The following is a 24,647-nucleotide window of genomic DNA, read 5'->3' on the forward strand; positions in this document are numbered from 1 at the left end:
GAAGTAAGGGATGAGATGTCCTTCTTCACCGATCTGGCCCATCAGTACATAGACGGCGAATGGCGGACCGGCAGCGGTTCGTGGGACATCATCGACTTCAACCCGTACGACGGGGAGAAGCTCGCCGCGATCACCGTGGCCACGGTCGACGAGGTCGACCAGGCCTACCGGGCGGCGGAGCGGGCGCAGAAGCCCTGGGCGGAGACCAACCCGTACACCAGACGGCTCGTCTTCGAGCGCGCACTCAGAATCACCGAGGAGCGCGAGGACGAGATCATTGAGGCGATCATCGATGAGCTGGGCGGGACGCGGCTCAAGGCGCACTACGAGGTGCACCTCGCCAAGGAGTTCCTGCGGGAGGCCATACAGCTCGCGGTGCGTCCCGAGGGCCGGATCCTGCCTTCGCCGGTGGACGGCAAGGAGAATCGGGTCTACCGGCTGCCGGTGGGTGTCATCGGAGTCATCAGTCCCTTCAACTTCCCTTTCCTGGTGACGATGAAGTCGGTCGCGCCGGCGCTGGCACTCGGAAACGCCGTCGTCATCAAGCCCAACCAGAACACCCCGGTGGTCGGCGGCGGCCTGATCGCCAAGATCTTCGAGGATGCGGAGCTGCCGGCCGGGCTGCTCAATGTGCTGGTCACGGACATCGCGGAGATCGGCGACGCGCTCATCGCCCACCCGGTGCCCAAGGTGATCTCGTTCGCGGGCTCGGACCGCGTCGGGCGGCATGTCGGGGCCGTGGCCGGGAGTCACTTCAAGCGGGCGATCCTGGAGCTGAGCGGCAACAGCGCGCTCGTCGTCCTGGACGACGCGGACGTCGACTACGCCGTGGACGCGGCGGTGTTCAGCCGCTTCGTGTACCAGGGCCAGGTCTGTATGGCGGCCAACCGCATCCTGGTGGACCGCAAGGTGGAGCAGGAGTTCACCGAGAAGTTCGTCGCCCGGGTGAAGGCCCTGAAGACCGGTGACCCGCACGACCCCGACACCCAGATCGGCCCGGTCATCAACTCCTTCCAGGCGGAGGCGCTGACGGGGCTGGTGGACGAGGCGATGGCGGCCGGGGCGACTGCCCTCGTGCACGGGCGGACGCGCGGCAACCTGGTCGAGCCGACGGTACTGGCCGGGCTGCCGGAGGGTTCGCCGATCCTGACGCAGGAGATTTTCGGTCCGGTGGTGCTGCTCGTGCCGTTCGACGGGGAGGACGAGGCGGTACGGATCGCCAACGACAGTCCGTACGGGCTGAGCGGGGCGGTGCACACCGCGAATGTCGAGCGGGGCGTGCGGTTCGCCAAGCGCATCGAGACCGGCATGATCCACGTCAATGACTCGACGATCCAGGACGAGCCGCTGGTGGCCTTCGGCGGGGAGAAGTATTCGGGGATCGGCCGGCTGAACGGGCACTCGACGGTGGAGGCGTTCACCACCCAGAAGTGGATCTCGGTGCAGCACGGGCGCACGCAGTTCCCGTTCTGATCCCCGTTCTGATCCCCGTTCTGAGTTCTGCGAGTTCCGCGTGTCCGTGGGTTGAGGACAGAAGCTGACCGCAAGGGTCCGTAGCTTGGTTGGTGTCAGGACGGATGGCATCTGAAAGGCGGACATCATGGTCACTCACGTTCCCGCAGAGGCGCCCGGCGACGAGCGCGGCGCGCTCCTCTCCTTCGTCGAGGCGCAGCGCGGCGCGATCCGGCGCTCGGTCCTCGGACTGACCGAGGAGCAGGCCGCGAGTCGGCCCAGTGCCAGTGAGCTCAGCCTCTCCGGGCTCCTCAAGCATGTCGCCGAGACGGAGCTGGGCTGGCTGCGGCTGGCCCAGCAGCGGCCGAATGAGAAGGAGCGCAGCGAGGAGACGTGGGCCTACAGCTTCCGGCTGGTCGACGGCGAGTCGATCCCGATGATGCTGGCGTTCTGGGACGACGTGGCGAAGGAGACCGAGGAGTTCATCCGGTCGGTGCCGAGTCTCAACGACACCTTCCCGCTGCCCGAAGCGCCCTGGTACCCCAAGGACGCCTCGGTGTCGATGCGCTGGCTGATGCTGCATCTGGTCGAGGAGATCGGGCGGCACGCCGGGCACGCCGACATCATCAGGGAGTCGCTGGACGGGAAGGGTGCGTTCGACCTGGTGGAGGAGCAGGGGTACCCTAGTCAAAGTTGATTAAAGGGGTATGGGGATGTCTGCGATCCGGCTGCTGGTGCTCGGTGCGGTCCGTCAGCACGGGCGGGCGCACGGCTATCAGGTACGTAACGACCTGGAGTTCTGGGGCGCACACGAGTGGTCGAACGCCAAGCCCGGCTCGATCTATCACGCGCTGAAGCAGATGGCGAAGCAGGGGCTGCTGCACGCGCACGAGGTCGCACCCAGCACGGTCGGCGGGCCGCCGCGTACAGAGTACGAAATCACCGAGCGGGGCACCGAGGAGTTCTTCACGCTGCTGCGCGACGCCCTCACGGCGTACGACCAGAAGATGGACGTGCTGTCGGCGGGCGTCGGCTTCATCGTCGACCTGGAGAGGTCGGAGGCGGTCGCCCTGCTCAAGGAGCGGGTGCACGGTCTGGAGCAGTGGCGGGCGGCGGTCACGGAGTACTACACGCCGGGGGACAGCCCCGAGCAGCTCGGCCATATCGGCGAAATCATGAATATGTGGGTTCACTCGGCGGACGGTGGTGCCGAGTGGACGCGCGGTCTGATCGAGCGGATCGAGGGCGGGGCGTACACCTTCGCGGGTGAGGGCGAGACTTTTGTGGGCGTGCTCGCGGAGGGCGAGGAGAACCCCTATGCCACCGGGGCCCCGCATCCCGGGGATGCCGAGTAATCAAGTTTGACTAACGAAGCGCGGCCCGGTTGGCTTGGGCGCAGGGTAGTCAAGTTTGATTACCCTGCTGGCGGGAGGAGCTGGGTGTGGTGGGAGACGCGATCGTCGTCGAAGGACTGCGCAAGAGATACGGGGACAAGCAGGCTCTGAGCGGTCTCGATCTGACCGTCGAGAGCGGCACGGTGTACGGCGTGCTCGGGCCGAACGGGGCCGGCAAGACCACAGCCGTACGGATCCTGTCGACCCTGCTGCGCCCCGACGGAGGCCGTGCGGAGGTCGCCGGATTCGACGTGGCCCGCGAGGCCGCCGAGGTGCCGCAGCGGATCGGGCTGCTGGGCCAGCACGCGGCGGTGGACGAGGAGCTGAGCGGCCGGTAGAACCTGGAGATGTTCGGCCGGCTGCATCACCTCGGCACGCGCCGGGCGGGCGTACGGGCGGACGAGCTGCTGGCGCGGTTCGGGCTCGCGGACACCGGGCGGAAGGCGGTCAAGCAGTACAGCGGCGGTATGCGGCGGCGGCTGGACCTGGCGGCCTCACTGATCACGGAGCCGAAGATCCTCTTCCTGGACGAGCCGACGACGGGACTCGATCCGCGCGGCCGTACGGAGGTGTGGAACGCGGTGCGCGCGCTGGTCGGGGGCGGCACGACCGTACTGCTGACCACGCAGTACCTGGAGGAGGCCGACCAGCTGGCCGGCCGGATCGCGGTGATCGACCACGGGCGGGTGATCGCCGACGGCACTCCGGACGAGCTGAAGGGCAAGGTCGGCGGGGACCGGATCGACGTCGTGCTGCACGACGCGGGGCAACTGGGCGCGGCCGCCTCGGTGATCGGCATGGCGGCGCGGGCGGACCGGGTCGACACGGACGAGGACCGGCGGCTGGTCAGCGCGCCGGTCGGCGACCGGATGGCCGCGCTCACCGGGACCGTACGGGCGCTGGCGGCGGCCGGGATCGAGCCGGAGGACATCGCGGTGCGCAGGCCCACGCTCGACGAGGTGTTCCTGTATCTCACACACGATCAGGAGAAAGAGGAGACCGCCGTATGAGTGCGACGTCGAGCTGGATGGTCGCGGACTCATGGACCATGACCCGGCGGGAGCTTGCGCACTGGGCACGGCAGCCGGTGCAGGTCGTCGTCGGGCTGGTCTTCCCGGTGATGCTGCTGCTGATGTTCGGCTACCTGGTCGGCGGCGGGAAGGGCATCGAGGGCGAGTACGTCGAGTTCCTGGTGCCGGGCATGCTCGTCCTCACCATGGCGTTCGGCCTGGAGGCAACGATGCTCGCCGTCACCCAGGATCTCAACAAGGGCGTGATCGACCGGTTCCGGTCGATGCCGATGGCCTCGTCCGCAGTACTGGTCGGCCGGAGTTTCGCGGACATGCTGCAGTCGGCCCTCAGTCTGCTGGTCATGATCGGGGTCGGGCTGCTGATCGGCTGGCGCTGGCACGGCGGCCTGGCGGCGGCGCTGGGAGCGGTGGGCCTGCTGCTCCTGTTGAGGTTCGCCATGCTGTGGATCGGCATCCATCTGGCGATGGTGGCCGGTAAGCCGGAGATGGTGCAGGCGGTACAGATTCTGGTCTGGCCGGTCGGCTTCCTCTCCAACGCCTTCGCCACGCCGGAGTCGATGCCGGGCTGGCTGGGCGCGGTCGTGGAGTGGAACCCGATGTCGGCGACGGCCACGGCGGTACGGGACCTCTTCGGCAACCCGGCCGCCGCGGGCACCTCCTGGGCGGCGGAGCACGCGGGACTGCTGGCGGTCGCGTGGCCGGTGGCGCTGGTGGCGGTCTTCTTCCCGCTGGCGGTGAGGCGGTTCAGGCGACTGAGCCACTGAGCGAGTGGAACCTCCCGGGTGTCCGCGGTGTATCAGAGGTACTTGCTATCACCGCGGACACCAGGGGGGATCATGCGCGGGGGAATGTGTGGCGGAATGCGTGGGGGGATCGCGGCGGTGGCTGCGCTGGTCGCGGCGGGCCGGCGGTCAGTGATGGAAGGCGGTCGCCATCGCTTCGTCGTGGCCCAGCGGGTGCGGCTGACTGCGCAGTTCGGGCAGGATCCGCTCCAGGTCCTCCATCAGGAGCGCGCCGAGATCGGCCGAGAAGCCGTTGCGGCAGACCACGCGGAGCACGGAGAGGTCGGTGCGGTTCTCCGGAAAGGTGTAGGCGGGCACCAGCCAGCCGCGCTCGCGCAGTCTGCGGGACACGTCGAAGACGTCAAAGGCCGTCACATCCGGCGCGGTGGTGAAGGCGAACACGGGCAACTGATCGCCGCGCGTGAGGAGTCGGAAGTCGCCGATCTCCTCGATCCGGTCGGCGAGGCTGCGCGCCACCTCCCGGGTCGTCTGCTGCACGGCCCGGTAGCCCTCCCGGCCCAGCCGCAGGAAGGTGTAGTACTGCGCCACCACCTGGGCGCCGGGGCGGGAGAAGTTGAGGGCGAAGGTCGGCATGTCGCCGCCGAGGTAGGTGACCCGGAAGACCAGTTCCTCGGGGAGTTCGGCGGGCGAGCGCCACAGTGCCCAGCCGACTCCCGGGTAGACCAGCCCGTACTTGTGGCCCGAGGTGTTGATGGAGGAGACCCTCGGCAGCCGGAAGTCCCAGACCAGGTCTTCGTCGACGAAGGGTGCGACCATCGCGCCCGAGGCGCCGTCCACATGCACCGGTACATCGAGGCCCGTGCGCTCCTGGAGGGCGTCCAGCGCGGCACAGACCTCGCCGATCGGCTCGTACGAACCGTCGAAGGTCGACCCGAGTACGGTCACCACCCCGATGGTGTTCTCGTCGCAGAGCGCCGCCGCGGCCTCGGGGTCGAGATGGAAGCGGTCGCCCTCCATGGGCACCTGCCGCATCTCCACCTCCCAGAAATTGCAGAACTTCTCCCAGCAGACCTGGACATTGACGCCCATGACGAGATTCGGCCGGGCGGTCCCGGGATAGCGGCCGCCCTCCTTCCGGGTGGCGGCCCGCTGCGCCCAGCGGCGCTTGAGGGCCATGCCCGCGAGCATGCAGGCCTCGCTGGAGCCCGTGGTCGAACAGCCCACGGCCGTCGCGGGATCGGGAGCGTGCCAGAGGTCCGCGAGCATCGCGACACAGCGCCGCTCCAGTTCGGCGGTGCGCGGATACTCGTCCTTGTCGATCATGTTCTTGTCCCGGCACTCGCCCATCAGCACGCCGGCCTGGGGCTCCATCCAGGTGGTGACGAAGGTGGCGAGGTTGAGCCGCGCGTTCCCGTCGAGCATCAGCTCGTCGTGGACCAGCTGGTAGGCGGTGGTCGGCGGCAGCGGGCTGTCCGGGAGCCGGTGCTTGGGCGGGGCCGTGGTCATGCCGCCCACTGGATTGGCCTGGCCGTAGAAGGGGTTGAGGGCGAGCCGTCGCCGCTCGTCGCTCTCGTCGCGGCGGGTGCCGCCGTGGTGAAGCGCCATATCTGCTCTCTCCTAGCGAAGTGGGGTGCCGTCGTCGTGGAGCTGCATCTGGGGGCGGCCGGTGACCAGCAGCCAGGCGGGGAGTGTCGCCACACAGAGCAGGGGAAGCGCGGTGGCGACGGCGGGAAAGATCCGCCCGCCGCGGAAGCCGAAGGCGAGCCGGCCGCCGAGCGTGCCGAGCAGCCCGAGCACCAGTCCGCCCGCCGTCAGCATCAGCGGCCCCGGCTGGGCGGTGAGCGCCTCGGAGAGCACCAGCGCGGCCGCGACGGGCGTGCCGAACAGCGCGCCGATCGTGCAGGCCGCCGCGAGCGAGACCCAGAGCGCGCCGGGGACGCGTGGCAGGGCTCTGCTGCCGAGCCAGTAGGTGGGGGCGACGTTGGCGGCGATGATCGGGTTCTCGGGGTCGGGTCCGGCGTGCCCGTGCACCTTCCACACCACGAGCCCCACCGCGAAGCCGTCGCGGTGAGCACGACGATCATCCAGAGCGCGGAGAAGCGGCCGACGCCGAGGGCATCCGGGAGGAGCACGAGGCTCGCCGCGACCCCGACCACCAGGGAGGGCACGATCAGCGGCAGCAGGGTGCGCGCGCTCGGGGTGGGTCGCGTGTCGAGGGCCACGGGCTCACGTTAACGGGAGGAATGCGGCAAACCCGGGCAATGAATTCGGCGCGCGGACTGGTCCGTTCGAGCGGGCGGCGTACGGCTGGGCGGCGTACGGCTGGACGGCGTACGGACCGGGCGGCGTACGGACCGGGCGCCCCGGCCCGTACGCGCGCTCACAGCTTGGAGATCACGACCGCCGTGCCGTACGCGCACACCTCGGTGCCGATGTCGGCGGCTTCCGTCACATCGAAGCGGAACATCAGCACGGCGTTCGCGCCGCGGGCCTTCGCCTGCTCGACGAGGCGTTCCATCGCCTGGTTCCGGGTCTCCACCAGTGTCTTGGTGAGTCCCTTGAGCTCACCGCCGATCATCGACTTCAGGCCGGCGCCGATCTGGCTGCCCAAGTGCCGCGAGCGTACGGTCAGACCGAACACCTCTCCGATGACCTGCTGCACCTGGTGGCCCGGCACATCATTGGTCGTCACCACCAGGACGTCGGACTGGAGTCCCTGACCGCCGCCGTAGTCCTCGATGCCCATGCGCATCCACCTCCTTGAGGCACAGCTTTGTACCGGCCCGCCCACCCCGCATCCCGGGCGGTGGGCTGGAACCTGGCAGAGTCACCTGGCGTTGATAGCTTTGGGCAGCCCACTCAGACGACCGATCCAGGAGCCCGGAACCCGTGAATACGATTGCGCTCGGACCGAGCTGGCTGGACCCGGACTATTTGATCGGGACCTTCGGACTGATCGGTGTCCTCGTCATCGTCTTCGCCGAGTCGGGGCTGCTCATCGGCTTCTTCCTGCCCGGCGACTCGCTGCTGTTCACCACCGGCCTGCTGGTGACGGGCGACAAGCTGGACTACCCGCTCTGGCTGGTGTGCACGCTCATCGTGCTCGCGGCGGTCATCGGGGACCAGGTCGGCTACCTCTTCGGCCGCAAGGTCGGCCCGGCGCTGTTCAAGCGCCCGGACTCGCGGTTCTTCAAGCAGGAGAACGTCGAGAAGGCCCACGACTTCTTCGAGAAGTACGGCCCGAAGTCGCTGGTGCTGGCCCGTTTCGTGCCCATCGTGCGTACGTTCACGCCGATCATCGCCGGTGTGAGCCGGATGAACTACCGCTCGTTCCTCACGTTCAACGTGATCGGCGGCGTGCTCTGGGGCGCCGGCGTCACCCTGCTCGGCGCCGCCCTCGGCAAGGTCGACTTCGTTCACCAGCACATCGAGGCGATCCTCATCGCCATCGTGCTGATCTCGGTGGTTCCGATCGCGATCGAGTTCCTGCGGGCGCGCGGCAAGTCCAAGAAGGCCGTCGCCGAAAGCCCGGAGGAGAGCAGCACGCCCCCGGCGCAGCGCGGCCGCCACGCCAAGCGCTGACCGCCGGAGGCGGCATCATCAGAAGCCGCGCGTCCGCTTGGCCGCGCGGCGGTTCGCCCGGCTGACCGCGCCCGGCAGCCGGATGAACAGCCGGGAGATCTCCCCGCCCAGGTTCACGCCGATTGCGATGGCGATGGCCAGCGCGGCCGCGTTGGTGAGCGAGACCAGGCCCGCGTCCAGCCGGTTCTGGGCGATGGCAAGCAGCCCGAAGTACGTCGCGGAGCCCGGCAGCAGCGGGCCGATCGCCGCGGTGACGTACGGCAGGGCAGAAGCGAACTGGTAGCGCGAGAACAGCTGCCCGAACAGGCCGACGAGGCCGGCTGCGACGGCGGTCGAGGGCACCGGCGGAATCCCGCCCGCGTAGTGCATCGCTCCGTAGACCACCCAGGCGACGCCGCCGTTGAGGGTCACCATCAGCACCGTGCCGCGTTCCTGCTGGAGCAGGATCGCAAAGGTGAAGCAGAGCACCATGGAGGCCAGGATCTGCGCCACCGGCCGCTCGGTGATCGTCAGCGCCGCGTCGGGGTCCAGCTCGGCGCCCAGCTGCACACCGAGATAGAGCACCAGCAGCACGCCGACGACGATGCCGACGAACAGGTACATGACTTCGAGCAGCCGGGCGGCGGCGGTGATGTAGAAGCCGGTCAGGCCGTCCTGTACGCCCGCGACCAGAGCCCTTCCCGGCAGCAGCGCGAACAGCCCACCGGTGATCACCGCGGAGGCGCGGACGTCCGCGTGCGCGAGGGTCAGCGCGACGCCCATCGCCGCGGGCGGCATCGCCGCCGCTACGAACTGGTAGAACTCCGGCAGCCCGCGGCCCGCGAACAGCCACGCCAGCCGGTCGCCGAGCATCGCGCCGACCGCCGCGGCGAGAAACACCACCACGCCACCGCCGACCAGAGTGGACGCCGCCCCGGCCAGCAGTCCGCTGGCCGCGGTGAGCACCCAGCCCGGGTACGGGTGCCGGTTGCGTCGGATCTCCGCGAGCCGCCGGTACGCCTCCTCCAGCGAGACGTCGATGTCCTCGGCGCTGATGTCCGCGACCAGCCGGAACACCGCGGCCAGCCGGGTGTAGTCGGTGGCCCGCCTGCGTACGGTCCTGCTGGCCGTCACCGGGTCGTCGACCAGCGACGGCTGGTGGGAGATCGACAGCAGGGTGAAGGTGACCGTGGGCTCGCAGCGGTCCAGACCGTACGCCTGGGTGACGGCGAACATCGCCGCCTCCACGTCCTCGGCGCCCTCGCCCCCCGCGAGCAGCAGTTCGCCGATACGCAGGGTCAGGTCGAGCACGCGCGGTACGGCAGGACCGGCGTCGTCCTGCTTCTGCACCGGCTCGGCGACCGGCCGCTCGCCCACCGGCATGCGCAGCATCGTGCGCATGCGGTCCTGCCAGGGCGCCTCTTTGGTCAGCCTGACCGTGGGAAAGCCGTGGGCGGGTGTGAAGGCGGGTGGCGAGTGCTGGGCGCTGTACGTGCTGGGCGGTGCGAAGGCAGACCCCTCAGTCTTGGCAGGTGCCTGGGCAGGTGCCTGGGCGGGTGCCTCGCCGGCCGCATCGGGAGCCAGCCCGGACGGAACCGCGAACTCCGAGGTCGGATGCTCTTCCTCGGCCACCGCCGGCTGTTCCACCCCGGCGGGTGGCGTAAAGGCGCTCCGCGCCTCGTCAGACTGCGGCTTGCGGTCCTCGGACCCTTCCGGCTCCGCCACCAACACACTCCTTCTTTCCGTGCCGACCGTCCTGACGCGGTTCTCGCACGTTCCGCATGCCCAGTATGTCCAGTGTTACCGCAGTGGGTCCTGTGGCCCCAGGAGCGGCCCAAACACACCGGCGGGCGGTGCGTCCCCGCTGGGGTGCACCGCCCGCCATGCCGTCACGCGAGCCGCTGGGGCTCGTCAGTGGTTGCCGCCCTGAGCCTGAAGGCGCTTGTACGAGGCCTCGATCTCGGCCTCGGCCTCGGTCCGGCCGACCCAGTTCGCGCCCTCGACCGACTTGCCCGGCTCCAGGTCCTTGTAGACCTCGAAGAAGTGCTGGATCTCCAGACGGTCGAACTCCGACACGTGGTGGATGTCGCGCAGGTGCTCGACGCGCGGGTCGGACGCCGGCACGCACAGCAGCTTGTCGTCGCCGCCGGCCTCGTCGGTCATCCGGAACATGCCGATCGCGCGGCACTTGATGAGGCAGCCGGGGAAGGTCGGCTCGTCCAGGATGACCAGGGCGTCCAGCGGGTCGCCGTCCTCGCCGAGGGTGTTCTCGACAAAGCCGTAGTCGGCCGGGTAGCTGGTCGAAGTGAAGAGTCGACGGTCCAGGCGGATCCGACCGGTCTCGTGGTCCACCTCGTACTTGTTCCGCGAACCCTTCGGGATCTCGATGGTGACGTCGAACTCCACGGGTGGCTCCTCCATGATCAGCACATACTTCGGGTGATTAAGTGTCCCTCACGCACATGAGTGATCGCGAAAGGGGCTGGTCCGAGGTGCCAGTGATCAGAACGTGGCAACTCGCGACGGGCGCCGCCGTGGTCGGCCTCGCCCTCTCGGCCGGGGTGGTGACCGCGGCAGGCCCTTGGGACTCCGGTCAGCGTAAGGCCGAGCGGCAGTGGGCCGCGTCCCAGGACCGGACGGGTGGCGGACATCACGGCCGCAGCGCCTCCCCGCCCCCCGTCTCGCCCCCCGTCTCGCCCCTCGCGCCGGCCCCCGCGCCGAGCGCCGCCGGAGTGCTCTCCGCCCTCGGCACACAGGCTGTCCCGCCGGCCGGCGCCGGCCCGCTCGCTGCCGCGCTCCGGCCGCTGCTGAACGTCCCCGCGCTCGGCACGGTGCAGACCGCCTCGGTCGTGGACACCGCCACGGGCGAGCAGCTGTACGGCTCCGGGGCCGGGGAGGCCATGACACCGGCCTCCACGGTCAAGATCGCCACGGCCGCGGCCGTGCTCTCCGCCCTCGGCCCGGACCACCGCATCGCCACGACCGTCATGGCGGCCCCCGGCGCCGACCTCAAGGCCGGCACCCGGCAGATCGTGCTCGTCGGCGGCGGCGACCCGACCCTGACCGCCCGCAAGCCCGGCAAGCGCGGCACACCCGCAAGCGGGGCGAGCCTGCCCGCCCTGGCCGACGACACCGCCCGCGCCCTCAAAGGCCGCGGCATCGCCGAGGTCACGCTCGCGTACGACACCTCGCTCTACTCGGGCCCGGAGTACCACCCCATCGGCGCCGGCAACGACAACATCGCCCGGATCACCCCGCTGATGGCCGACGAAGGCCGCCTCGACGACTCCGACGCGGGAGTGGCGCCACGTACCGGCGACCCGGCCGGCGACGCGGCCCGCGCCTTCGCCGGGATGCTGCGCGAGCGCGGCATCCGTACGACCGGCGACCCCGCCCCCGGGAAGCCCGCCGCTACGGCGAAACCCCTGGCCAAGAGCCTCTCCGCGCCCCTGTCCGCCCTGGTGGAGCGGATGCTGACCAACAGCGACAACGACATCGCCGAGGCCCTGGCCCGCCAGACCGCCCTCGCGGCGGGCGAGCCCGCGAGCTTCGAGGGCGCGCGGAAGGCGGTCGCCGCCGAGCTGCGCGAGCTCGGAATGGACACCAAGCGCACCCGCTTCGCGGACGGCAGCGGACTGAACCGCGACGACAAGGTCTCCGCCGCCTTCCTCACCGGCCTCCTCGTCCGCGCCGCCGACCCCGCCCGCCCCCAGCTGCGCCCGGTGCTCACCGGCCTGCCGGTGGCCGGCTTCACCGGCACGCTGAGCAAGCGGTACGGGGACGGCTCACCCGTCGGCGGGCTGGTCCGCGCCAAAACCGGCACACTGAACGGCGTGAACACCCTCGCGGGCACCGTGGTGGACGCGAACGGACGACTGCTCGCGTTCGCGTTCATGGCTTCGGGGACCCTGGGCAAAGACGCGGCCGAGTCCGCGCTCGACCGGCTGGCCTCAGCCGTCACCGGGGTCCCGTAGGGGATCGGACCGGGACGGAGCCGGGTCCAACACCTCACCGCGGGAGACCCGAGCACGTACGGTTGACGCATGACGAGCATCGGTGGTGCGGAGATGGTCGACTGGAATCTTGCGGTGGCGACCGCGACCCGGCTGGTACGGCCGGGTCCGGAGGTGACCCGGGACGAGGCGCGTGCCGTCGTCGCGGAGCTGCGCAGGCATGCCAAGTCCTCGGAGGAGCACGTCCGTTCGTTCACCCGCATGATGCCGGAGGGCACCGAGGCGGAGGACACCCCCGTCCTCGTCGTCGACCGGGCCGGCTGGGTCAAGGCGAACGTCGCGGGCTTCCGTGAGCTGCTGCGGCCTCTGCTGGACAAGATGCAGGAGCGCCGGGGCGGCACCCCGGGCGGCGCCGTGATGGGCGCGGTCGGCGGCAAGGTGACCGGCGTCGAGCTGGGCATGCTGCTGTCGTTCCTCGCGTCACGCGTGCTCGGCCAGTACGAGACCTTCGCCCCCGCCTCGCGCGACCTCCCCGGATCCGAGCGCGGCGGCGGCCGGCTGCTGCTCGTCGCCCCGAACATCGTGCACGTCGAGCGCGAGCTGGACGTCGACCCGCACGACTTCCGCCTGTGGGTGTGCCTGCACGAGGAGACTCACCGCACCCAGTTCACGGCGGTGCCGTGGCTGCGCGACCACCTCGAGGGCGAAATCCAGTCATTCCTCGAGCAGACCGAGGTCGACCCGATGACGATCCTCGAGCGCCTCCGGGAGGCGGCCCAGTCGCTGGCGGGCCCCCGCGACGACGACGAAAACGGCCGGTCGATCGTCGAGTTGGTGCAGACCCCGGCCCAGCGGGAGATCCTGGGCCGGCTGACCGCCGTGATGTCCCTGCTGGAGGGGCACGCGGACTATGTGATGGACGGAGTCGGACCGGACATCGTGGCCTCCGTCGCCGAGATCCGGGAGAAGTTCCAGCAGCGCCGGGCCAGCGGCGCCAGCCGCCTCGACCAGGCCCTGCGCAAGCTGCTGGGCCTGGACGCCAAGCTGCGCCAGTACCGGGACGGCGAGCGCTTCGTACGGGCCGTGGTGGAGGAGGTCGGCATGGACGGCTTCAACCGCGTCTGGACCTCTCCGAACACGCTGCCCACCAAGGCGGAGATCGCCAAACCGGCGGACTGGGTCGCGCGGGTGCACCGTAGAGCAGAGGGGTGACGGGGACGCTGCCGGCGGCAGGAGAACGCCTCCCCAATCACCCATCCGAGGGACCGTGGGCGATGGATAGGCGTGCGATGCTCGGGGAACGGCTCGGCTCTGTCACCATCGACGCACTCTGAGTGACTGATCTGCCCCCCGACGCAACGCACCCCCCAACTTCACCGAAGGGCACCGGACATGGGTCCCCATCCTGCGGTCGCGGCGATACGCCTGGCGGTCCGCCGCGTACTTCACGACGTACTGACCGACTACACACCGCACGAGCCGGGCGCGACGCCCCTCGTGCTGGTCGCCTGCTCCGGCGGCGCCGATTCGATGGCGCTCGCCTCCGCTCTCGCCTTCGAAGCCCCCAAACTCTCCGTCCGGGCCGGCGGTGTCACCGTCGACCACGGCCTCCAGGCCGGCTCCGATCTGCGGGCCGCCGAGGTCGTCACGCGCATGACCGCGCTGCGGCTGGACCCGGTCGAGTCGGTCGCCGTCACCGTCGGCCGCGACGGCGGCCCCGAAGCGGCCGCCCGCGACGCCCGGTACGCCGCCCTCGACGAGGCCGCGCAGCGCCTCGGCGCCGACGCCGTACTCCTCGGCCACACCCGCGACGACCAGGCCGAAACCGTCCTGCTGGGCCTCGCCCGCGGCTCCGGCATCCGCTCCCTGTCCGGCATGGCCTCCGTCTCCGGCGGTCCCGGCTCCGAGGGCCGCTACCGCCGCCCCTTCCTGGGCATCGACCGGCAGACCGCCCGCAAGGCCTGCATGGTCCAGTCGCTCGCCGTCTGGGACGACCCGCACAACGCGGACCCCGCGTACACCCGCTCCCGGCTGCGCCACGAGGGCCTGCCCGCGCTGGAGAAAGCGCTGGGCAAAGGCGTCATCGAGGCGCTCGCCCGCACCGCGCAGCTCTCCCGGGACGACGCCGACGCCCTGGACGCCTGGGCCGCCGACGCGGACGCGTCCGTACGCGACGGATCCGGTCAGCTCGACTGCGCGAAGCTCTTCGCCCTGCCGTCCGCCGTCCGCCGCCGGGTGCTGCGCAAGGCCGTCATCGCCGCGGGTTCGCCCGCCGGCTCGCTCTTCGCCCGGCACATCGAGGAAGTGGACCGGCTGATCACCGGCTGGCGCGGTCAGGGAGCCATCAACCTCCCCGGCCGGGTGGAGGCGCGGCGGCAGGGTGGCAGACTTGTCATCCGGCAGGGCTGAAGCGCTGAAGCACCCCAGGAAAGTGACGTACGTGGACGAGAAGGACATGGGCGCCGACCTCAAGTCGGTGCTCATCACCAAGGAAGAGATCGACGCGAAGCTGGCCGAGCTGGCCGCGAAGATCGATGCGGAGTACGCGGGCAAGGACCTGCTCATCGTCGGTGTGCTGAAGGGCGCCGTGATGGTGATGGCGGACCTGGCGCGTGCGCTGTCCACCCCGGTCACCATGGACTGGATGGCGGTGTCCTCGTACGGCGCGGGCACCCAGTCCTCCGGCGTGGTCCGGATCCTCAAGGACCTGGACACCGACATCAAGGGCAAGCACGTCCTGATCGTCGAGGACATCATCGACTCGGGCCTGACGCTGTCCTGGCTGCTGTCGAACCTCGGTTCCCGGGAGCCCGCCTCGCTCGAGGTCTGCACCCTGCTGCGCAAGCCGGACGCCGCGAAGGTCGCGATCGACGTGAAGTGGATCGGCTTCGACATTCCTAACGAGTTTGTCGTGGGCTACGGCCTGGACTACGCGGAGAAGTACCGGAATCTCCCGTTCGTCGGCACCCTCGCGCCGCACGTCTACGGCGGCTGAGGACCCGGGCAGCCCTTCGGGGAACCCTCACCCATTTCGCGCCGTTGGAGCAGGGGAAGGCGTCTTTGCCAGCCGCACCGTGCAGTCGCGGGTGACAATGCTGGGGTACCTTCCGAAGAACAGTCTTTTCTCACAGCAGCATTTACCTACGGGCAGGAGGGACGGGGCGACACCGCCCCGTATGGATGGACGTGAAGCGATACTTCCGTGGGCCGGTCATGTGGATCGTGCTGGCCGTCCTCGCCGTGGTCGTGTTGATGCAGGTCGTCGGCTCGTCCGGCGGCTACAAGACGGTGGACACCAGCAAGGTCATCCAGGCGATCAGCAAGAACCAGGTGGAGTCGGCCGAGCTGACGACCGGCGATTCCCAGATGATCAAGGTCGACCTCAAGAACGGCCAGAAGCTCCAGGGCGAGAAGTCCGGCGACAAGTTCCAGGCGAACTACATCGGTGACCAGGGCGCCGAGCTGGCCAAGGATCTCCAGGCCAAGTCCGAGGGCGGGCAGATCACCGACGGCTACTCCGTCAAGCCCGACAAGCAGAACCCGTTCCTCGGGATCCTGCTCTCGCTGTTGCCCTTCGTCCTCATCGTCGTTGTCTTCCTGTTCCTGATGAATCAGATGCAGGGCGGCGGCTCCCGGGTCATGCAGTTCGGGAAGTCCAAGGCCAAGCTGATCACCAAGGACACCCCGAAGACGACCTTCGCCGATGTGGCGGGGGCCGACGAGGCGGTCGAGGAGCTCTACGAGATCAAGGAGTTCCTGCAGGAGCCGGCGAAGTTCCAGGCCGTCGGAGCCAAGATCCCGAAGGGTGTGCTGCTGTACGGCCCGCCTGGTACGGGCAAGACGCTGCTGGCCCGCGCCGTCGCGGGCGAGGCCGGTGTCCCGTTCTACTCGATCTCCGGCTCCGACTTCGTCGAGATGTTCGTCGGTGTCGGTGCCTCCAGGGTGCGCGACCTCTTCGAGCAGGCCAAGGCGAACGCTCCGGCGATCGTTTTCGTCGACGAGATCGACGCCGTCGGCCGGCACCGCGGTGCGGGTCTCGGCGGTGGTCACGACGAGCGTGAGCAGACTCTCAACCAGCTGCTCGTCGAGATGGACGGCTTCGACGTGAAGGGCGGCGTCATCCTGATCGCCGCCACCAACCGGCCCGACATCCTCGACCCGGCGCTGCTGCGCCCGGGCCGCTTCGACCGGCAGATCGCGGTCGACCGCCCGGACATGCAGGGCCGGCTGGAGATCCTCAAGGTCCACCAGAAGGGCAAGCCGGTCGCCCCGGACGTCGACCTGGGCGCTGTTGCCCGGCGTACGCCCGGCTTCACCGGCGCGGATCTGTCGAACGTGCTGAACGAAGCCGCGCTGCTCACCGCGCGCAGCGACAAGAAGCTGGTCGACAACCACGCTCTGGACGAGGCGATCGACCGTGTGGTGGCGGGCCCGCAGAAGCGGACCCGGATCATGTCCGACAAGGAGAAGAAGATCACCGCGTACCACGAGGGCGGTCACGCCCTGGTCGCGGCGGCTTCGCCCAACTCCGACCCGGTCCACAAGATCACGATCCTGTCCCGCGGCCGGGCGCTCGGCTACACCATGGTGCTGCCGGAGGAGGACAGGTACTCGACCACGCGCAACGAGATGCTCGACCAGCTCGCGTACATGCTGGGCGGGCGCGCGGCCGAGGAGCTCGTCTTCCACGACCCGACCACGGGTGCGGCCAACGACATCGAGAAGGCCACCACGACGGCCCGCGCGATGGTCACGCAGTACGGCATGACCGAGCGGCTGGGTGCGATCAAGTTCGGCGGTGACAACAGCGAGCCGTTCCTGGGACGTGAGATGTCCCACCCGCGCGACTACTCGGAAGAGGTCGCGGCGCTGGTCGACGAAGAGGTCAAGAAGCTCATCGAGACCGCGCACAACGAGGCCTGGGAGATCCTCGTCGAGAACCGCGACGTTCTCGACAACCTGGTCCTCGCGCTGCTGGAGAAGGAAACGCTGAACAAGGAGCAGATCGCCGAGATCTTCTCGACGATCGTGAAGCGCCCGGCCCGCCCGGCGTGGACCGGCTCGTCACGGCGTACGCCCTCCACCCGGCCGCCGGTGCTGTCCCCGAAGGAACTGTCGCTGACCAATGGCGCGAACGGTGCCACGCCCGCGGTGACCGCCGCTCCGGCGGACAAGGTCATCGAGGTCGTCCCCGAGGAGCGCCCCGAGAGCTGAACCGGGATCTGATTCCGGGGCCCGGCCCTCGGGCCCCGGAATGAATGCCGCGTCCCCCAGGTTTTAGCTGGGGGACGCGGCATTTTTCGGCCGCTCCCCTTTTTTGGTACGGCCGCACGCGTAAGCACAGGCGCGAAGCACAGGAACAGGAACGAGGCACACATGACCGACCCGGTGACGCTGGACGGCGAGGGCACGATCGGCGAGTTCGACGAGAAGCGCGCCGAGAACGCCGTACGCGAGCTCCTCATCGCGGTCGGGGAGGACCCGGACCGTGAGGGCCTGCGGGAGACGCCGGGGCGGGTCGCCCGTGCGTACAAGGAGATATTCGGCGGTCTGTGGCAGAAGCCCGAGGACGTCCTGACGACGACGTTCGATCTCGGCCACGACGAGCTGGTGCTGGTCCGCGACATCGAGGTGTTCTCGACCTGTGAGCACCACCTGGTGCCCTTCCGCGGTGTTGCGCACGTCGGCTACATCCCGGCCACCACCGGCAAGATCACCGGACTCTCCAAGCTGGCCCGGCTCGTCGACGTCTTCGCCCGCCGGCCGCAGGTGCAGGAGCGGCTCACCACGCAGGTCGCCGACTCGCTGATGGAGATCCTGGAGCCGCGCGGCGTCATCGTGGTCATCGAGTGTGAGCACATGTGCATGTCGATGCGCGGGATCCGCAAGCCCGGCGCGAAGACCATCACCTCCGCGGTGCGCGGTCAGCTGCGGGACGCGGCCACCCGCAACGAAGCGATGAGCCTGATCATGTCGCGCTGAACGGGCTGAACCGGCTGAACCGGCTGAGCCGCGGTTACGCCCGGCTCATGGTGTCGTCCTCGTCCTCCGGGAGCTTGCAGACCCGCTCCAGGAACATCGCCGCCGCGACGACCCCCGCGCCGGCCAGCACCGCCAGGCCCGCGTAGATCGCCTGGTCGCGCAGCGCCGGCACGTCAAGGCCGTCCAGCAGCAGGAACAGGCCCGTCCCGCCGTACATCCCGCAGACCAGGGCGGCGACCAGGGCGCTCGCCTGGCCGAAGACCACCGCACGGGCGGCCATCAGCGGCTCGACGCCCTTCGCGCCGGGCCGCCGCTCGCGCTGCGCCTTCAGCCGCGCGCGCAGCGACAGCGCCGTCGCGAGCAGCACGGCGGCGATCGCCGCCAGCACGATGGGGGCCGCGAGCGGGATGCTGGGCAGGTCGCCGACCGAGTTCCACAGCCGGGCGCCCGCCCAGGACAGCACCCCGGCCACCACGAACAGACCGGCCAGCACACCGAGCCGTAGTTGCTTCACGTAGCTCTTCCCTAGATGTCGTTGGTGGAGCCGCAGCCCCACAGGCTAACGACTACTCGGGCAGGCGGAGTTCCAGATCGGCGCGCGGCGCGACACCGTCCCGGCCGAGGCCCGCCAGCAGGTCACCGACCTGCCCGTGGCCCGGAAGGTGGGCCTCCGGCTCCACGTCGTGCCACGGGGCCAGTACGAAGGCACGCTGGTGGGCACGCGGGTGGGGGAGCGTGAGCAGCGGGTCGTCGGAGACGACGTCGGCGTACGCGACGATGTCGACGTCGATCGTGCGCGGACCCCAGCGCTCCTCGCGCACCCGGTCGAAGGCTTCCTCGATGGCCTGGCCGCGCTCCAGCAGGGAGCCGGGCGGCAGGGTGGTCTTCACGACGATCACCGCGTTGAAGTACGAGGGCTGGGACCCGGGCTCCACCCCCCACGGCTCCGTCTCGTACACCGGGGAGACCGCCTTGACCCGCAGGCCCGGCGTGTCCTCCAGGGCGTCGATCGCGCCCTGGAGCGTCTCCAGGCGGTTGCCCAGATTGGCGCCGAGGGCGATCACGGCCCGTTTCGGGTTGGACAGGGTGACATCGGCCGCGTCCACCTGCTCCACCACGGAGGCGGGCACCGGCTGTACCGTCGGGTCGCTCTGCCCCTCGGTAGAAAACGCAGTCATACTCGGCTCCGGGTGATGGTGATGGTCACGTCGTCGAACGGGACGGTGATCGGGGCGTCGGGCTTGTGCACGACCACCTCGACCTCCTTGACGCCCTCGTGCTTGAGGCACTGCTGGGCGATCCGCTCCGCCAGGGTCTCGATCAGGTCGACCGGTTCGCCCTGGACGACGTCCACGACTTCCTCGGCCACCACGCCGTAGTGCACGGTCTTCGCCAGGTCGTCGTCGGCCGCCGCGGGACGGGTGTCGAGGCCGAGCACCAGATCCACGATGAAGGTCTGGCCTTCCTCGCGCTCCCGGGGGAAGACGCCGTGGTGCCCGCGGGCCTTGAGGCCGCGCAGCGCGACACGATCCACGCGAATCACTCCTGCTTTCGTAGTTCACACGGGCATGGGCCGAGTGCGGTCGGCGCACCACCCTTATTCGAATCTACCTGCGCGCACCGACAGTCCTTGCCCGCGGGGGCTATGGACAGGGCGTGGCGGAGCTGGTAGCCGCCCATACCCCGCAGCCGGAGATCCAATCCTCAACTGGCCCTTACCCACTCAGGAGGATGCTTCGTCGTCCTCTTCCTCATCGGATTCGGCGAGCACCGGAGAGCCGTGGTGCGACCAGACCTTCCACCCGTCCGGTGTGCGACGGAACACATTGGTGGCGACGACCAGCTGCCCCACGAGCGGCCCCAGCTCGCCCGCCTCCTCGGCGGGGCCGCCGCTGAGGATGTTCTCCGTACAGGTGACCAGGGCGGTGTCGTCGGCGACGGTCACCTTTGTATCGGTCAGGAAGAACTGGATGTAGTCCGTGTTCGCCATGATCAGCGCGTACGAGCGGAGTACCTCGCCCCGCCCGGACAGCACCGGCCAGCCCGGGTGGACGCAGGAGATCTCGGAGTCGTCGTCGTTCAGCCAGAGGTCGGAGAGTCCCTCGAAGTCCCCTCGCTCCATGGCCTCGTAGAAGGCGGTGTTGGCGTGCTCGATCTGCTCGACGTCGGTACGGGGACGGTTCACCGGGCAGCGCCCTCGACGGCCCGCGCCACCCGGACCGCGTCCGCCGTCGCGCGTACCTCATGCACCCGTACCGCCCAGGCGCCCGCGTGCGCGGCGAGCGCGGAGACGGCGGCCGTGGCGGCGTCGCGCTCCCGGGCGGGCGGCGGAGCGCCGTTCTCGCCGGCGAGTACGCGTCCGAGGAACCGCTTGCGGGAGGCGGCCACCAGCAGCGGGCGGCCCAGCCCGTGCAGCGCGTCGAGGTGCGCGACCAGGGAGAGGTCGTGCCCGGCGTCCTTGGCGAAGCCGAGGCCCGGGTCGATGACGATGCGCTCGGCGGCGATGCCGCCGTCGACCACGGCGTCCATCCGGGCGCGGAGTTCCGCGGTGACTTCGGTCACCACATCGCCGTACACCGCACGGCTGTTCATGTCCTGGCTGAAGCCGCGCCAGTGCATGACGACGAACGGGACGCCGATCGCGGCGACCGCCGGGACCATCGCCGGGTCGGCGAGGCCGCCGCTGACGTCGTTGACGAGGACCGCGCCGGCGGCGACGGCCTGCTCGGCGACGGAGGCGCGCATGGTGTCCACGGAGACGGTGACGCCCTCGGAGGCCAGGCCGCGGACGACGGGGACGACGCGGCGCAGTTCCTCGTCCTCGTCGACCCGGGAGGCGCCGGGACGGGTGGACTCACCGCCGACGTCGACCAGGTCGGCGCCCTCGGCCACCAGCTCCAGGCCGTGCTTGACCGCCGAGGTGGTGTCGAACCAGCGGCCGCCGTCGGAGAAGGAGTCGGGCGTCACATTGACGACTCCCATCACCGCACACCGGTCCCACTGCGGCAGCCCCTCGACCCGGCCGCGCCCACGCAACGTACTCATGCCTCCAGACTAGGCGCTGCGCGGGGCCGGCTATGCGGCCCGGATCTCCCGTTCGCCGCTCACGTGCGTCAGATGCGCGCAGGGCCGGGGATGGCCGGCGGGGCGGCGGCGGGCGAACGGGCGGGGGAGGGCCAGCGTGACGAAGCCCTCGGCCTGCATCGCGGCGAAGCCGATGCGCGGCAGGTCACGGGTGGAGCGGAAGACCACGAAGCGGGGCTCCCAGCGGGGCCGGAACTTCGCGTTGAACTTGTACAGCGACTCGATCTGGAACCAGCGCGAGAGGAAGACCAGCAGGCCGCGCCAGCCGCGCAGGACCGGTCCCGCGCCCAGCTTCTCGCCACGGGCGAGGGCCGAGCGGAACATCGCGAAGTTGAGCGAGACTTTCTCGACGCCCAGCTTGGGCGCGGCCTGGAGGGCGGCGACGATGAGGAGTTCGTTCATGCCGGGGTCGGCGGAGCGGTCGCGGCGCATCAGGTCCAGCGACATGCCGTCCGGGCCCCACGGAACGAAGTGGAGGACCGCCTTCAGGTCTCCGTACGGGCCGGGCTCACCCGCGTCGTCCGCGTCCGCCCTGTGCGCGGTGGCGATCACACAGTCCCCGTCGTCAGGGTCGCCGATCCGGCCGAGCGCCATCGAGAAGCCGCGCTCGGTGTCGGTGCCGCGCCAGTCCGCGGCGGCGCCGCGGATCCGCTCCAGTTCGGCGTCGGAGAGATCACGGACGCGCCGGACGCGGGTCTCGTAACCGTTTCGCTCGATGCGTTTGACCATCTGGCGTACGTTCCGCATGGCCCGGCCGGACAGCGAGAAATCCCGCACGTCCACCACCGCTTCGTCGCCGAGTTCCAGCGCGTCCAGTCCGGTCTCGCGGGTCCACACCTCGCCGCCGGTCTCGCTGCAGCCCATCACGGCGGGGGTCCACGAGTGGGCCTTGGCCTCGTCCATGAACCGCTCGATCGCGCCGGGCCACGCCTCGACGTCACCGATCGGGTCGCCGGACGCCAGCATCACCCCGGAGACGACGCGGTAGGTGACGGCGGCCTTGCCGCTGGGGGAGAAGATGACGCCCTTGTCGCGGCGGAGCGCGAAGTGGCCCAGCGAGTCCCGGCCGCCGTGCCGCTCCAGCAGCTCGCGCAGCCGCCGCTCGTCGTCGGCGGTCAGCCGGGCGGCCGGGTGTTCGGGGCGGAAGGCCAGGTAGATGGTGGTGACGGCGGTGAGCAGGCCGAGGGCGCCGAGCGAGTAGCCGACGGTCCAGGAGACGCGGCCCGCGTAGTCGATGGGGCCCTCGAAGCCGAACAGGCCGTACATCACGTGTTCGAGCTGGTCGGCGAGGCTCGGGGCGCCCAGCATCCGGCGCGGGTGGGAGTTGACGATCACCAGGCCGAGCCCGATGGATCCGGCGCCGAGGACGACGAAGTTGGCGACCGCTTTCCAGCGGCTGCGCGGGTCCGGCAGTGCGTCGAACTCGCCGCGGTGGCGCAGCAGCAGCGCCAGCAGTGCGAGCGAGATGAGTACGCCGATGACCGAGTGACGGTACGTGAACTGCGCCACGGCCCCGGCGGGCAGCAGCACCACGGCGGCGCGCCAGGCGCGGCGCTTGCGGCGCTTGAGCCCGTGCGCGAGGAGCAGCAGCAGTACGCCCGCGCTGAGCGCCAGGGCCGCCGCGAACGGCCCGAGCGCACCGGGCAGGACCTCGGCCACCGCGTGCATCCGGCTGTGCCGGAAGCGGGGGAAGACCCCGGCCGCGATGTCGAGCAGGCCCACGAGCATGCAGGCTGTGCCGACCAGGGCGGGGACCGCCTCGGGGCGTGGTCCGCTGAGGACGCGGCGTACCCGATTCGGAACCAGTCCGGACTTATCGCCATCTGTCCTGACAGACATCGCTTCCCAGAGCTCCCAGAGATCCTGTGTCCGAACGCGCAGCCTCCGGACGATGTGCGCCCAGTAGGACGGCAGTCGGGGGGAGCGGGTTTACTCGCTCTCAGGAAAAACTCATCCAGAAGGTCTTGAACTGCTCATGGGTCTCACCAGTAACAAGGTTCTGGCGCTGGCCGTTGTGGTGGCTGTGCTGTTGTTCGTCGCCACGGTGTGGTGCTGGCCACGGCTCGCGAACCGCAGCTGGCGCGCCGTACTCGGCCGCATCGGTCTGCTCCTCGCGGCGCAGCTCGCGCTCTTCTCCGCGGTGGGACTCGCCGCCAACAACTCCTTTCTCTTCTACGGGTCCTGGGCCGACCTCCTCGGCCAGGAGAACCAGATGGGCGTGGTCGAGGACCACTCCGCCGGCGCCAAGCACGTCAAGGTGGTCGGGAAGCAGAGGCTGGACGTTCCGGGCGGCTCCAACCCGGCGGTCGGCGGCCAGATCCAGAAGGTCGTGATCGAGGGGCAGCGGTCGAAGATCGCCAGTCCGGCGTACGTCTATCTGCCTCCGGAGTACTTCCAGCCGGAACACCGGAAGGCGAACTTCCCCGCGGCCGTGGTGCTCACCGGCTACCCCGGCACCGCGGAGAACCTGTTCAAAGGGCTGAAGTACCCACAGACCGCCTTCAAACAGGCTAAAGCGGGCAGGATGCAGCCGATGATCCTGGTCATGCTGCGCCCGACCGTCGCGCCGCCGCGCGACACCGAGTGCGTCGACATACCGGGTGGACCGCAGACCGAGACCTTCTTCGCCAAGGACCTGCCGAAGGCCGTCTCCGGGTTCTACCGGGTCGGCACCAAGCCGGAGAACTGGGGCTTCATCGGCAACTCGACCGGCGGCTACTGCGCGCTGAAGATCGCCCTGCACCACCCCGGCACCTTCTCCGCGGGCGCGGGACTGTCCGCGTACTACAAGGCCGCCGAGGACCCGACGACGGGCGATCTCTTCCACGGCGACCACACGCTGCGCCGGCGCGCCAATGTGCTGTGGAGCCTCGACCATCTGCCGCCCGCCAAGACGTCGTTCCTGGTGACGAGCAGCAAGGAGGGCGAGGGCAACCTCAAGGACACCCTGAAGTTCATCGACAGGGTCAAGGCCCCCGGGCGGGTCTCGTCGATCATGCTCGACAGTGGCGGCCACAACTTCAACACCTGGCGGCGCGAGATCCCGCCCGCGCTGGTGTGGCTCAGCGGCCGCATCACCGCGTGACCTTGTGGGCTAGCCGCAATACCGGTGATTTAGTGGTTTTTCCGGCGGGTCGGGCTGGTCTTGGTCGGTTCGGTGAGGGTGACGGCCGGGGCCTGGGGGCGGGGCGGGTTGCGGTGTTCGGCCCGTTTGAGCTTCCAGTTGGCCATCTTGCGTTTGATCACGCGGGGGTTGGATCGTGGTCGGCGGTTTGGCAGGAGCCGTTCGCGGATTTCACGCAGGGTCGCGGTGAGGGCGCGGGTGAGTCGGCAGGGGGGAAAGCGCCGCCTGGCCGGTGACATGGCGGCGGACGACGCGCAGGGTCCGGATGAAGGAGATCCGGTCCGGATCACAGCCTTCATCTCGTGCGGCGTGATGCATCAGGT

23 protein-coding genes and 2 pseudogenes are annotated in these 24,647 nt (G+C 69.9%); 13 read left to right on the forward strand and 12 right to left on the reverse strand.

The window, feature by feature from the left end; translation table 11 throughout:
• Window positions 1-15 precede the first annotated feature (15 nt).
• The 5 genes and pseudogenes from NLX86_RS27315 to NLX86_RS27335 all read left to right on the forward strand — a co-directional run bounded on the left by NLX86_RS27315 (window position 16) and on the right by NLX86_RS27335 (window position 4,641).
• Complete coding sequence (locus NLX86_RS27315) at window positions 16-1,473, forward strand: aldehyde dehydrogenase family protein (RefSeq protein ID WP_254374464.1); 1,458 nt, start codon at window positions 16-18, stop codon at window positions 1,471-1,473.
• A 127-nt stretch (window positions 1,474-1,600) separates the two neighbouring features.
• On the forward strand, window positions 1,601-2,149 hold the full coding sequence (locus NLX86_RS27320) for a DinB family protein (RefSeq protein WP_254374465.1): 549 nt from the start codon (window positions 1,601-1,603) through the stop codon (window positions 2,147-2,149).
• Window positions 2,150-2,165: 16 nt separating this feature from the next.
• Entirely contained in the window at window positions 2,166-2,807 is a 642-nt protein-coding gene (locus NLX86_RS27325) for a PadR family transcriptional regulator (protein ID WP_254374466.1), read from the forward strand.
• An 89-nt stretch (window positions 2,808-2,896) separates the two neighbouring features.
• Window positions 2,897-3,856 (forward strand): annotated as a pseudogene (locus NLX86_RS27330) (ATP-binding cassette domain-containing protein).
• A complete protein-coding gene (locus tag NLX86_RS27335) occupies window positions 3,853-4,641 on the forward strand; it encodes an ABC transporter permease (RefSeq protein ID WP_254374467.1) in 789 nt (262 codons plus the stop codon). Before NLX86_RS27330 ends, NLX86_RS27335 begins: the two are co-directional and overlap by 4 nt.
• 147 nt (window positions 4,642-4,788) lie before the next feature.
• On the opposite strand, the gene NLX86_RS27340 is transcribed toward NLX86_RS27335, so the two are convergent.
• The 3 genes and pseudogenes from NLX86_RS27340 to NLX86_RS27350 all read right to left on the reverse strand — a co-directional run bounded on the left by NLX86_RS27340 (window position 4,789) and on the right by NLX86_RS27350 (window position 7,366).
• Window positions 4,789-6,225: a glutamate decarboxylase gene (locus tag NLX86_RS27340; RefSeq protein WP_254374468.1), complete on the reverse strand. Its 1,437-nt coding sequence runs from the start codon at window positions 6,223-6,225 to the stop codon at window positions 4,789-4,791.
• 12 nt (window positions 6,226-6,237) lie between these two features.
• Window positions 6,238-6,842, reverse strand: a pseudogene (locus NLX86_RS27345) (hypothetical protein).
• Window positions 6,843-7,000: 158 nt separating this feature from the next.
• Window positions 7,001-7,366: a YbjQ family protein gene (locus tag NLX86_RS27350; protein WP_254374482.1), complete on the reverse strand. Its 366-nt coding sequence runs from the start codon at window positions 7,364-7,366 to the stop codon at window positions 7,001-7,003.
• Window positions 7,367-7,509: 143 nt separating this feature from the next.
• Between NLX86_RS27350 and NLX86_RS27355 the strand changes: the two genes are divergently transcribed.
• Window positions 7,510-8,202 (forward strand): VTT domain-containing protein, encoded by a 693-nt coding sequence (locus NLX86_RS27355; protein ID WP_254374469.1) that lies wholly within the window; start codon window positions 7,510-7,512, stop codon window positions 8,200-8,202.
• Between the two features lie 18 nt (window positions 8,203-8,220).
• Here the strand turns inward: NLX86_RS27355 and NLX86_RS27360 are convergent, their stop codons facing one another.
• Together NLX86_RS27360 and NLX86_RS27365 are read right to left on the reverse strand one after the other, a co-directional pair.
• Complete coding sequence (locus NLX86_RS27360; RefSeq protein WP_254374470.1) at window positions 8,221-9,909, reverse strand: threonine/serine exporter ThrE family protein; 1,689 nt, start codon at window positions 9,907-9,909, stop codon at window positions 8,221-8,223.
• A 183-nt stretch (window positions 9,910-10,092) separates the two neighbouring features.
• On the reverse strand, window positions 10,093-10,587 hold the full coding sequence (locus NLX86_RS27365) for an inorganic diphosphatase (RefSeq protein ID WP_254374483.1): 495 nt from the start codon (window positions 10,585-10,587) through the stop codon (window positions 10,093-10,095).
• A 56-nt stretch (window positions 10,588-10,643) separates the two neighbouring features.
• Here NLX86_RS27365 and dacB point away from each other — a divergent pair, with 56 nt between their 5' ends.
• The 6 genes from dacB to folE all read left to right on the forward strand — a co-directional run bounded on the left by dacB (window position 10,644) and on the right by folE (window position 18,116).
• On the forward strand, window positions 10,644-12,155 hold the full coding sequence (gene dacB, locus NLX86_RS27370) for a D-alanyl-D-alanine carboxypeptidase/D-alanyl-D-alanine-endopeptidase (protein ID WP_254374471.1): 1,512 nt from the start codon (window positions 10,644-10,646) through the stop codon (window positions 12,153-12,155).
• A 69-nt stretch (window positions 12,156-12,224) separates the two neighbouring features.
• Window positions 12,225-13,346 (forward strand): zinc-dependent metalloprotease, encoded by a 1,122-nt coding sequence (locus NLX86_RS27375; RefSeq protein WP_254374472.1) that lies wholly within the window; start codon window positions 12,225-12,227, stop codon window positions 13,344-13,346.
• Window positions 13,347-13,526: 180 nt separating this feature from the next.
• Window positions 13,527-14,543 carry a tRNA lysidine(34) synthetase TilS gene (gene tilS, locus NLX86_RS27380; protein WP_254374473.1) on the forward strand — a complete coding sequence of 339 codons (1,017 nt, stop codon included), beginning with the start codon at window positions 13,527-13,529 and terminating at the stop codon, window positions 14,541-14,543.
• Window positions 14,544-14,589: 46 nt separating this feature from the next.
• On the forward strand, window positions 14,590-15,129 hold the full coding sequence (gene hpt, locus NLX86_RS27385; protein WP_093660903.1) for a hypoxanthine phosphoribosyltransferase: 540 nt from the start codon (window positions 14,590-14,592) through the stop codon (window positions 15,127-15,129).
• A 185-nt stretch (window positions 15,130-15,314) separates the two neighbouring features.
• Complete coding sequence (gene ftsH / locus NLX86_RS27390; protein WP_254374474.1) at window positions 15,315-17,348, forward strand: ATP-dependent zinc metalloprotease FtsH; 2,034 nt, start codon at window positions 15,315-15,317, stop codon at window positions 17,346-17,348.
• Window positions 17,349-17,510: 162 nt separating this feature from the next.
• On the forward strand, window positions 17,511-18,116 hold the full coding sequence (folE, locus tag NLX86_RS27395; protein ID WP_254374475.1) for a GTP cyclohydrolase I FolE: 606 nt from the start codon (window positions 17,511-17,513) through the stop codon (window positions 18,114-18,116).
• Window positions 18,117-18,150: 34 nt separating this feature from the next.
• On the opposite strand, the gene NLX86_RS27400 is transcribed toward folE, so the two are convergent.
• The 6 genes from NLX86_RS27400 to NLX86_RS27425 form a co-directional block, all read right to left on the reverse strand.
• The gene (locus NLX86_RS27400) at window positions 18,151-18,630 is read right to left on the reverse strand and encodes a DUF3180 domain-containing protein (RefSeq protein ID WP_254374476.1); all 480 of its coding nucleotides are present in this window, start codon (window positions 18,628-18,630) and stop codon (window positions 18,151-18,153) included.
• A gap of 52 nt (window positions 18,631-18,682) precedes the next feature.
• Window positions 18,683-19,294 (reverse strand): 2-amino-4-hydroxy-6-hydroxymethyldihydropteridine diphosphokinase, encoded by a 612-nt coding sequence (gene folK / locus NLX86_RS27405; RefSeq protein WP_254374477.1) that lies wholly within the window; start codon window positions 19,292-19,294, stop codon window positions 18,683-18,685.
• Window positions 19,291-19,650, reverse strand: coding sequence for a dihydroneopterin aldolase (gene folB / locus NLX86_RS27410; protein WP_114039157.1), 360 nt, complete (start codon window positions 19,648-19,650; stop codon window positions 19,291-19,293). Before folB ends, folK begins: the two co-directional genes overlap by 4 nt.
• Window positions 19,651-19,839: 189 nt before the next feature.
• A complete protein-coding gene (locus NLX86_RS27415; RefSeq protein WP_308409645.1) occupies window positions 19,840-20,301 on the reverse strand; it encodes a nuclear transport factor 2 family protein in 462 nt (153 codons plus the stop codon).
• The gene (gene folP / locus NLX86_RS27420) at window positions 20,298-21,161 is read right to left on the reverse strand and encodes a dihydropteroate synthase (protein ID WP_254374478.1); all 864 of its coding nucleotides are present in this window, start codon (window positions 21,159-21,161) and stop codon (window positions 20,298-20,300) included. Before folP ends, NLX86_RS27415 begins: the two co-directional genes overlap by 4 nt.
• A 30-nt stretch (window positions 21,162-21,191) precedes the next feature.
• The gene (locus NLX86_RS27425; protein ID WP_254374479.1) at window positions 21,192-23,039 is read right to left on the reverse strand and encodes a phosphatidylglycerol lysyltransferase domain-containing protein; all 1,848 of its coding nucleotides are present in this window, start codon (window positions 23,037-23,039) and stop codon (window positions 21,192-21,194) included.
• Between the two features lie 136 nt (window positions 23,040-23,175).
• Between NLX86_RS27425 and NLX86_RS27430 the strand changes: the two genes are divergently transcribed.
• A complete protein-coding gene (locus NLX86_RS27430; RefSeq protein ID WP_254374480.1) occupies window positions 23,176-24,285 on the forward strand; it encodes an esterase family protein in 1,110 nt (369 codons plus the stop codon).
• A gap of 29 nt (window positions 24,286-24,314) precedes the next feature.
• Here the strand turns inward: NLX86_RS27430 and NLX86_RS34565 are convergent, their stop codons facing one another.
• Window positions 24,315-24,446 (reverse strand): hypothetical protein, encoded by a 132-nt coding sequence (locus NLX86_RS34565; protein ID WP_302061820.1) that lies wholly within the window; start codon window positions 24,444-24,446, stop codon window positions 24,315-24,317.
• Window positions 24,447-24,647: the final 201 nt, after the last annotated feature.

It is taken from the genome of Streptomyces sp. A3M-1-3, assembly GCF_024213665.1.
In the GTDB taxonomy this organism is placed as follows: Bacteria; Actinomycetota; Actinomycetes; order Streptomycetales; family Streptomycetaceae; genus Streptomyces.

Excerpts from the sequence above, each read along its gene's own strand:
- hpt (WP_093660903.1), top strand. The coding sequence starts at position 14,590 with ATGGGCGCCGACCTCAAGTCGGTGCTCATCACCAAGGAAGAGATCGAC.
- NLX86_RS27315 (WP_254374464.1), top strand. The coding sequence starts at position 16 with ATGTCCTTCTTCACCGATCTGGCCCATCAGTACATAGACGGCGAATGG.
- tilS (WP_254374473.1), top strand. The coding sequence starts at position 13,527 with ATGGGTCCCCATCCTGCGGTCGCGGCGATACGCCTGGCGGTCCGCCGC.
- NLX86_RS27320 (WP_254374465.1), top strand. The coding sequence starts at position 1,601 with ATGGTCACTCACGTTCCCGCAGAGGCGCCCGGCGACGAGCGCGGCGCG.
- NLX86_RS27350 (WP_254374482.1), bottom strand. The coding sequence starts at position 7,366 with ATGGGCATCGAGGACTACGGCGGCGGTCAGGGACTCCAGTCCGACGTC.
- NLX86_RS27375 (WP_254374472.1), top strand. The coding sequence starts at position 12,225 with ATGACGAGCATCGGTGGTGCGGAGATGGTCGACTGGAATCTTGCGGTG.
- NLX86_RS27335 (WP_254374467.1), top strand. The coding sequence starts at position 3,853 with ATGAGTGCGACGTCGAGCTGGATGGTCGCGGACTCATGGACCATGACC.
- ftsH (WP_254374474.1), top strand. The coding sequence starts at position 15,315 with ATGGACGTGAAGCGATACTTCCGTGGGCCGGTCATGTGGATCGTGCTG.
- dacB (WP_254374471.1), top strand. The coding sequence starts at position 10,644 with ATGAGTGATCGCGAAAGGGGCTGGTCCGAGGTGCCAGTGATCAGAACG.
- NLX86_RS27425 (WP_254374479.1), bottom strand. The coding sequence starts at position 23,039 with ATGTCTGTCAGGACAGATGGCGATAAGTCCGGACTGGTTCCGAATCGG.
- NLX86_RS27325 (WP_254374466.1), top strand. The coding sequence starts at position 2,166 with ATGTCTGCGATCCGGCTGCTGGTGCTCGGTGCGGTCCGTCAGCACGGG.
- NLX86_RS27340 (WP_254374468.1), bottom strand. The coding sequence starts at position 6,225 with ATGGCGCTTCACCACGGCGGCACCCGCCGCGACGAGAGCGACGAGCGG.
- folK (WP_254374477.1), bottom strand. The coding sequence starts at position 19,294 with ATGACTGCGTTTTCTACCGAGGGGCAGAGCGACCCGACGGTACAGCCG.
- folE (WP_254374475.1), top strand. The coding sequence starts at position 17,511 with ATGACCGACCCGGTGACGCTGGACGGCGAGGGCACGATCGGCGAGTTC.
- folP (WP_254374478.1), bottom strand. The coding sequence starts at position 21,161 with ATGAGTACGTTGCGTGGGCGCGGCCGGGTCGAGGGGCTGCCGCAGTGG.
- NLX86_RS27430 (WP_254374480.1), top strand. The coding sequence starts at position 23,176 with ATGGGTCTCACCAGTAACAAGGTTCTGGCGCTGGCCGTTGTGGTGGCT.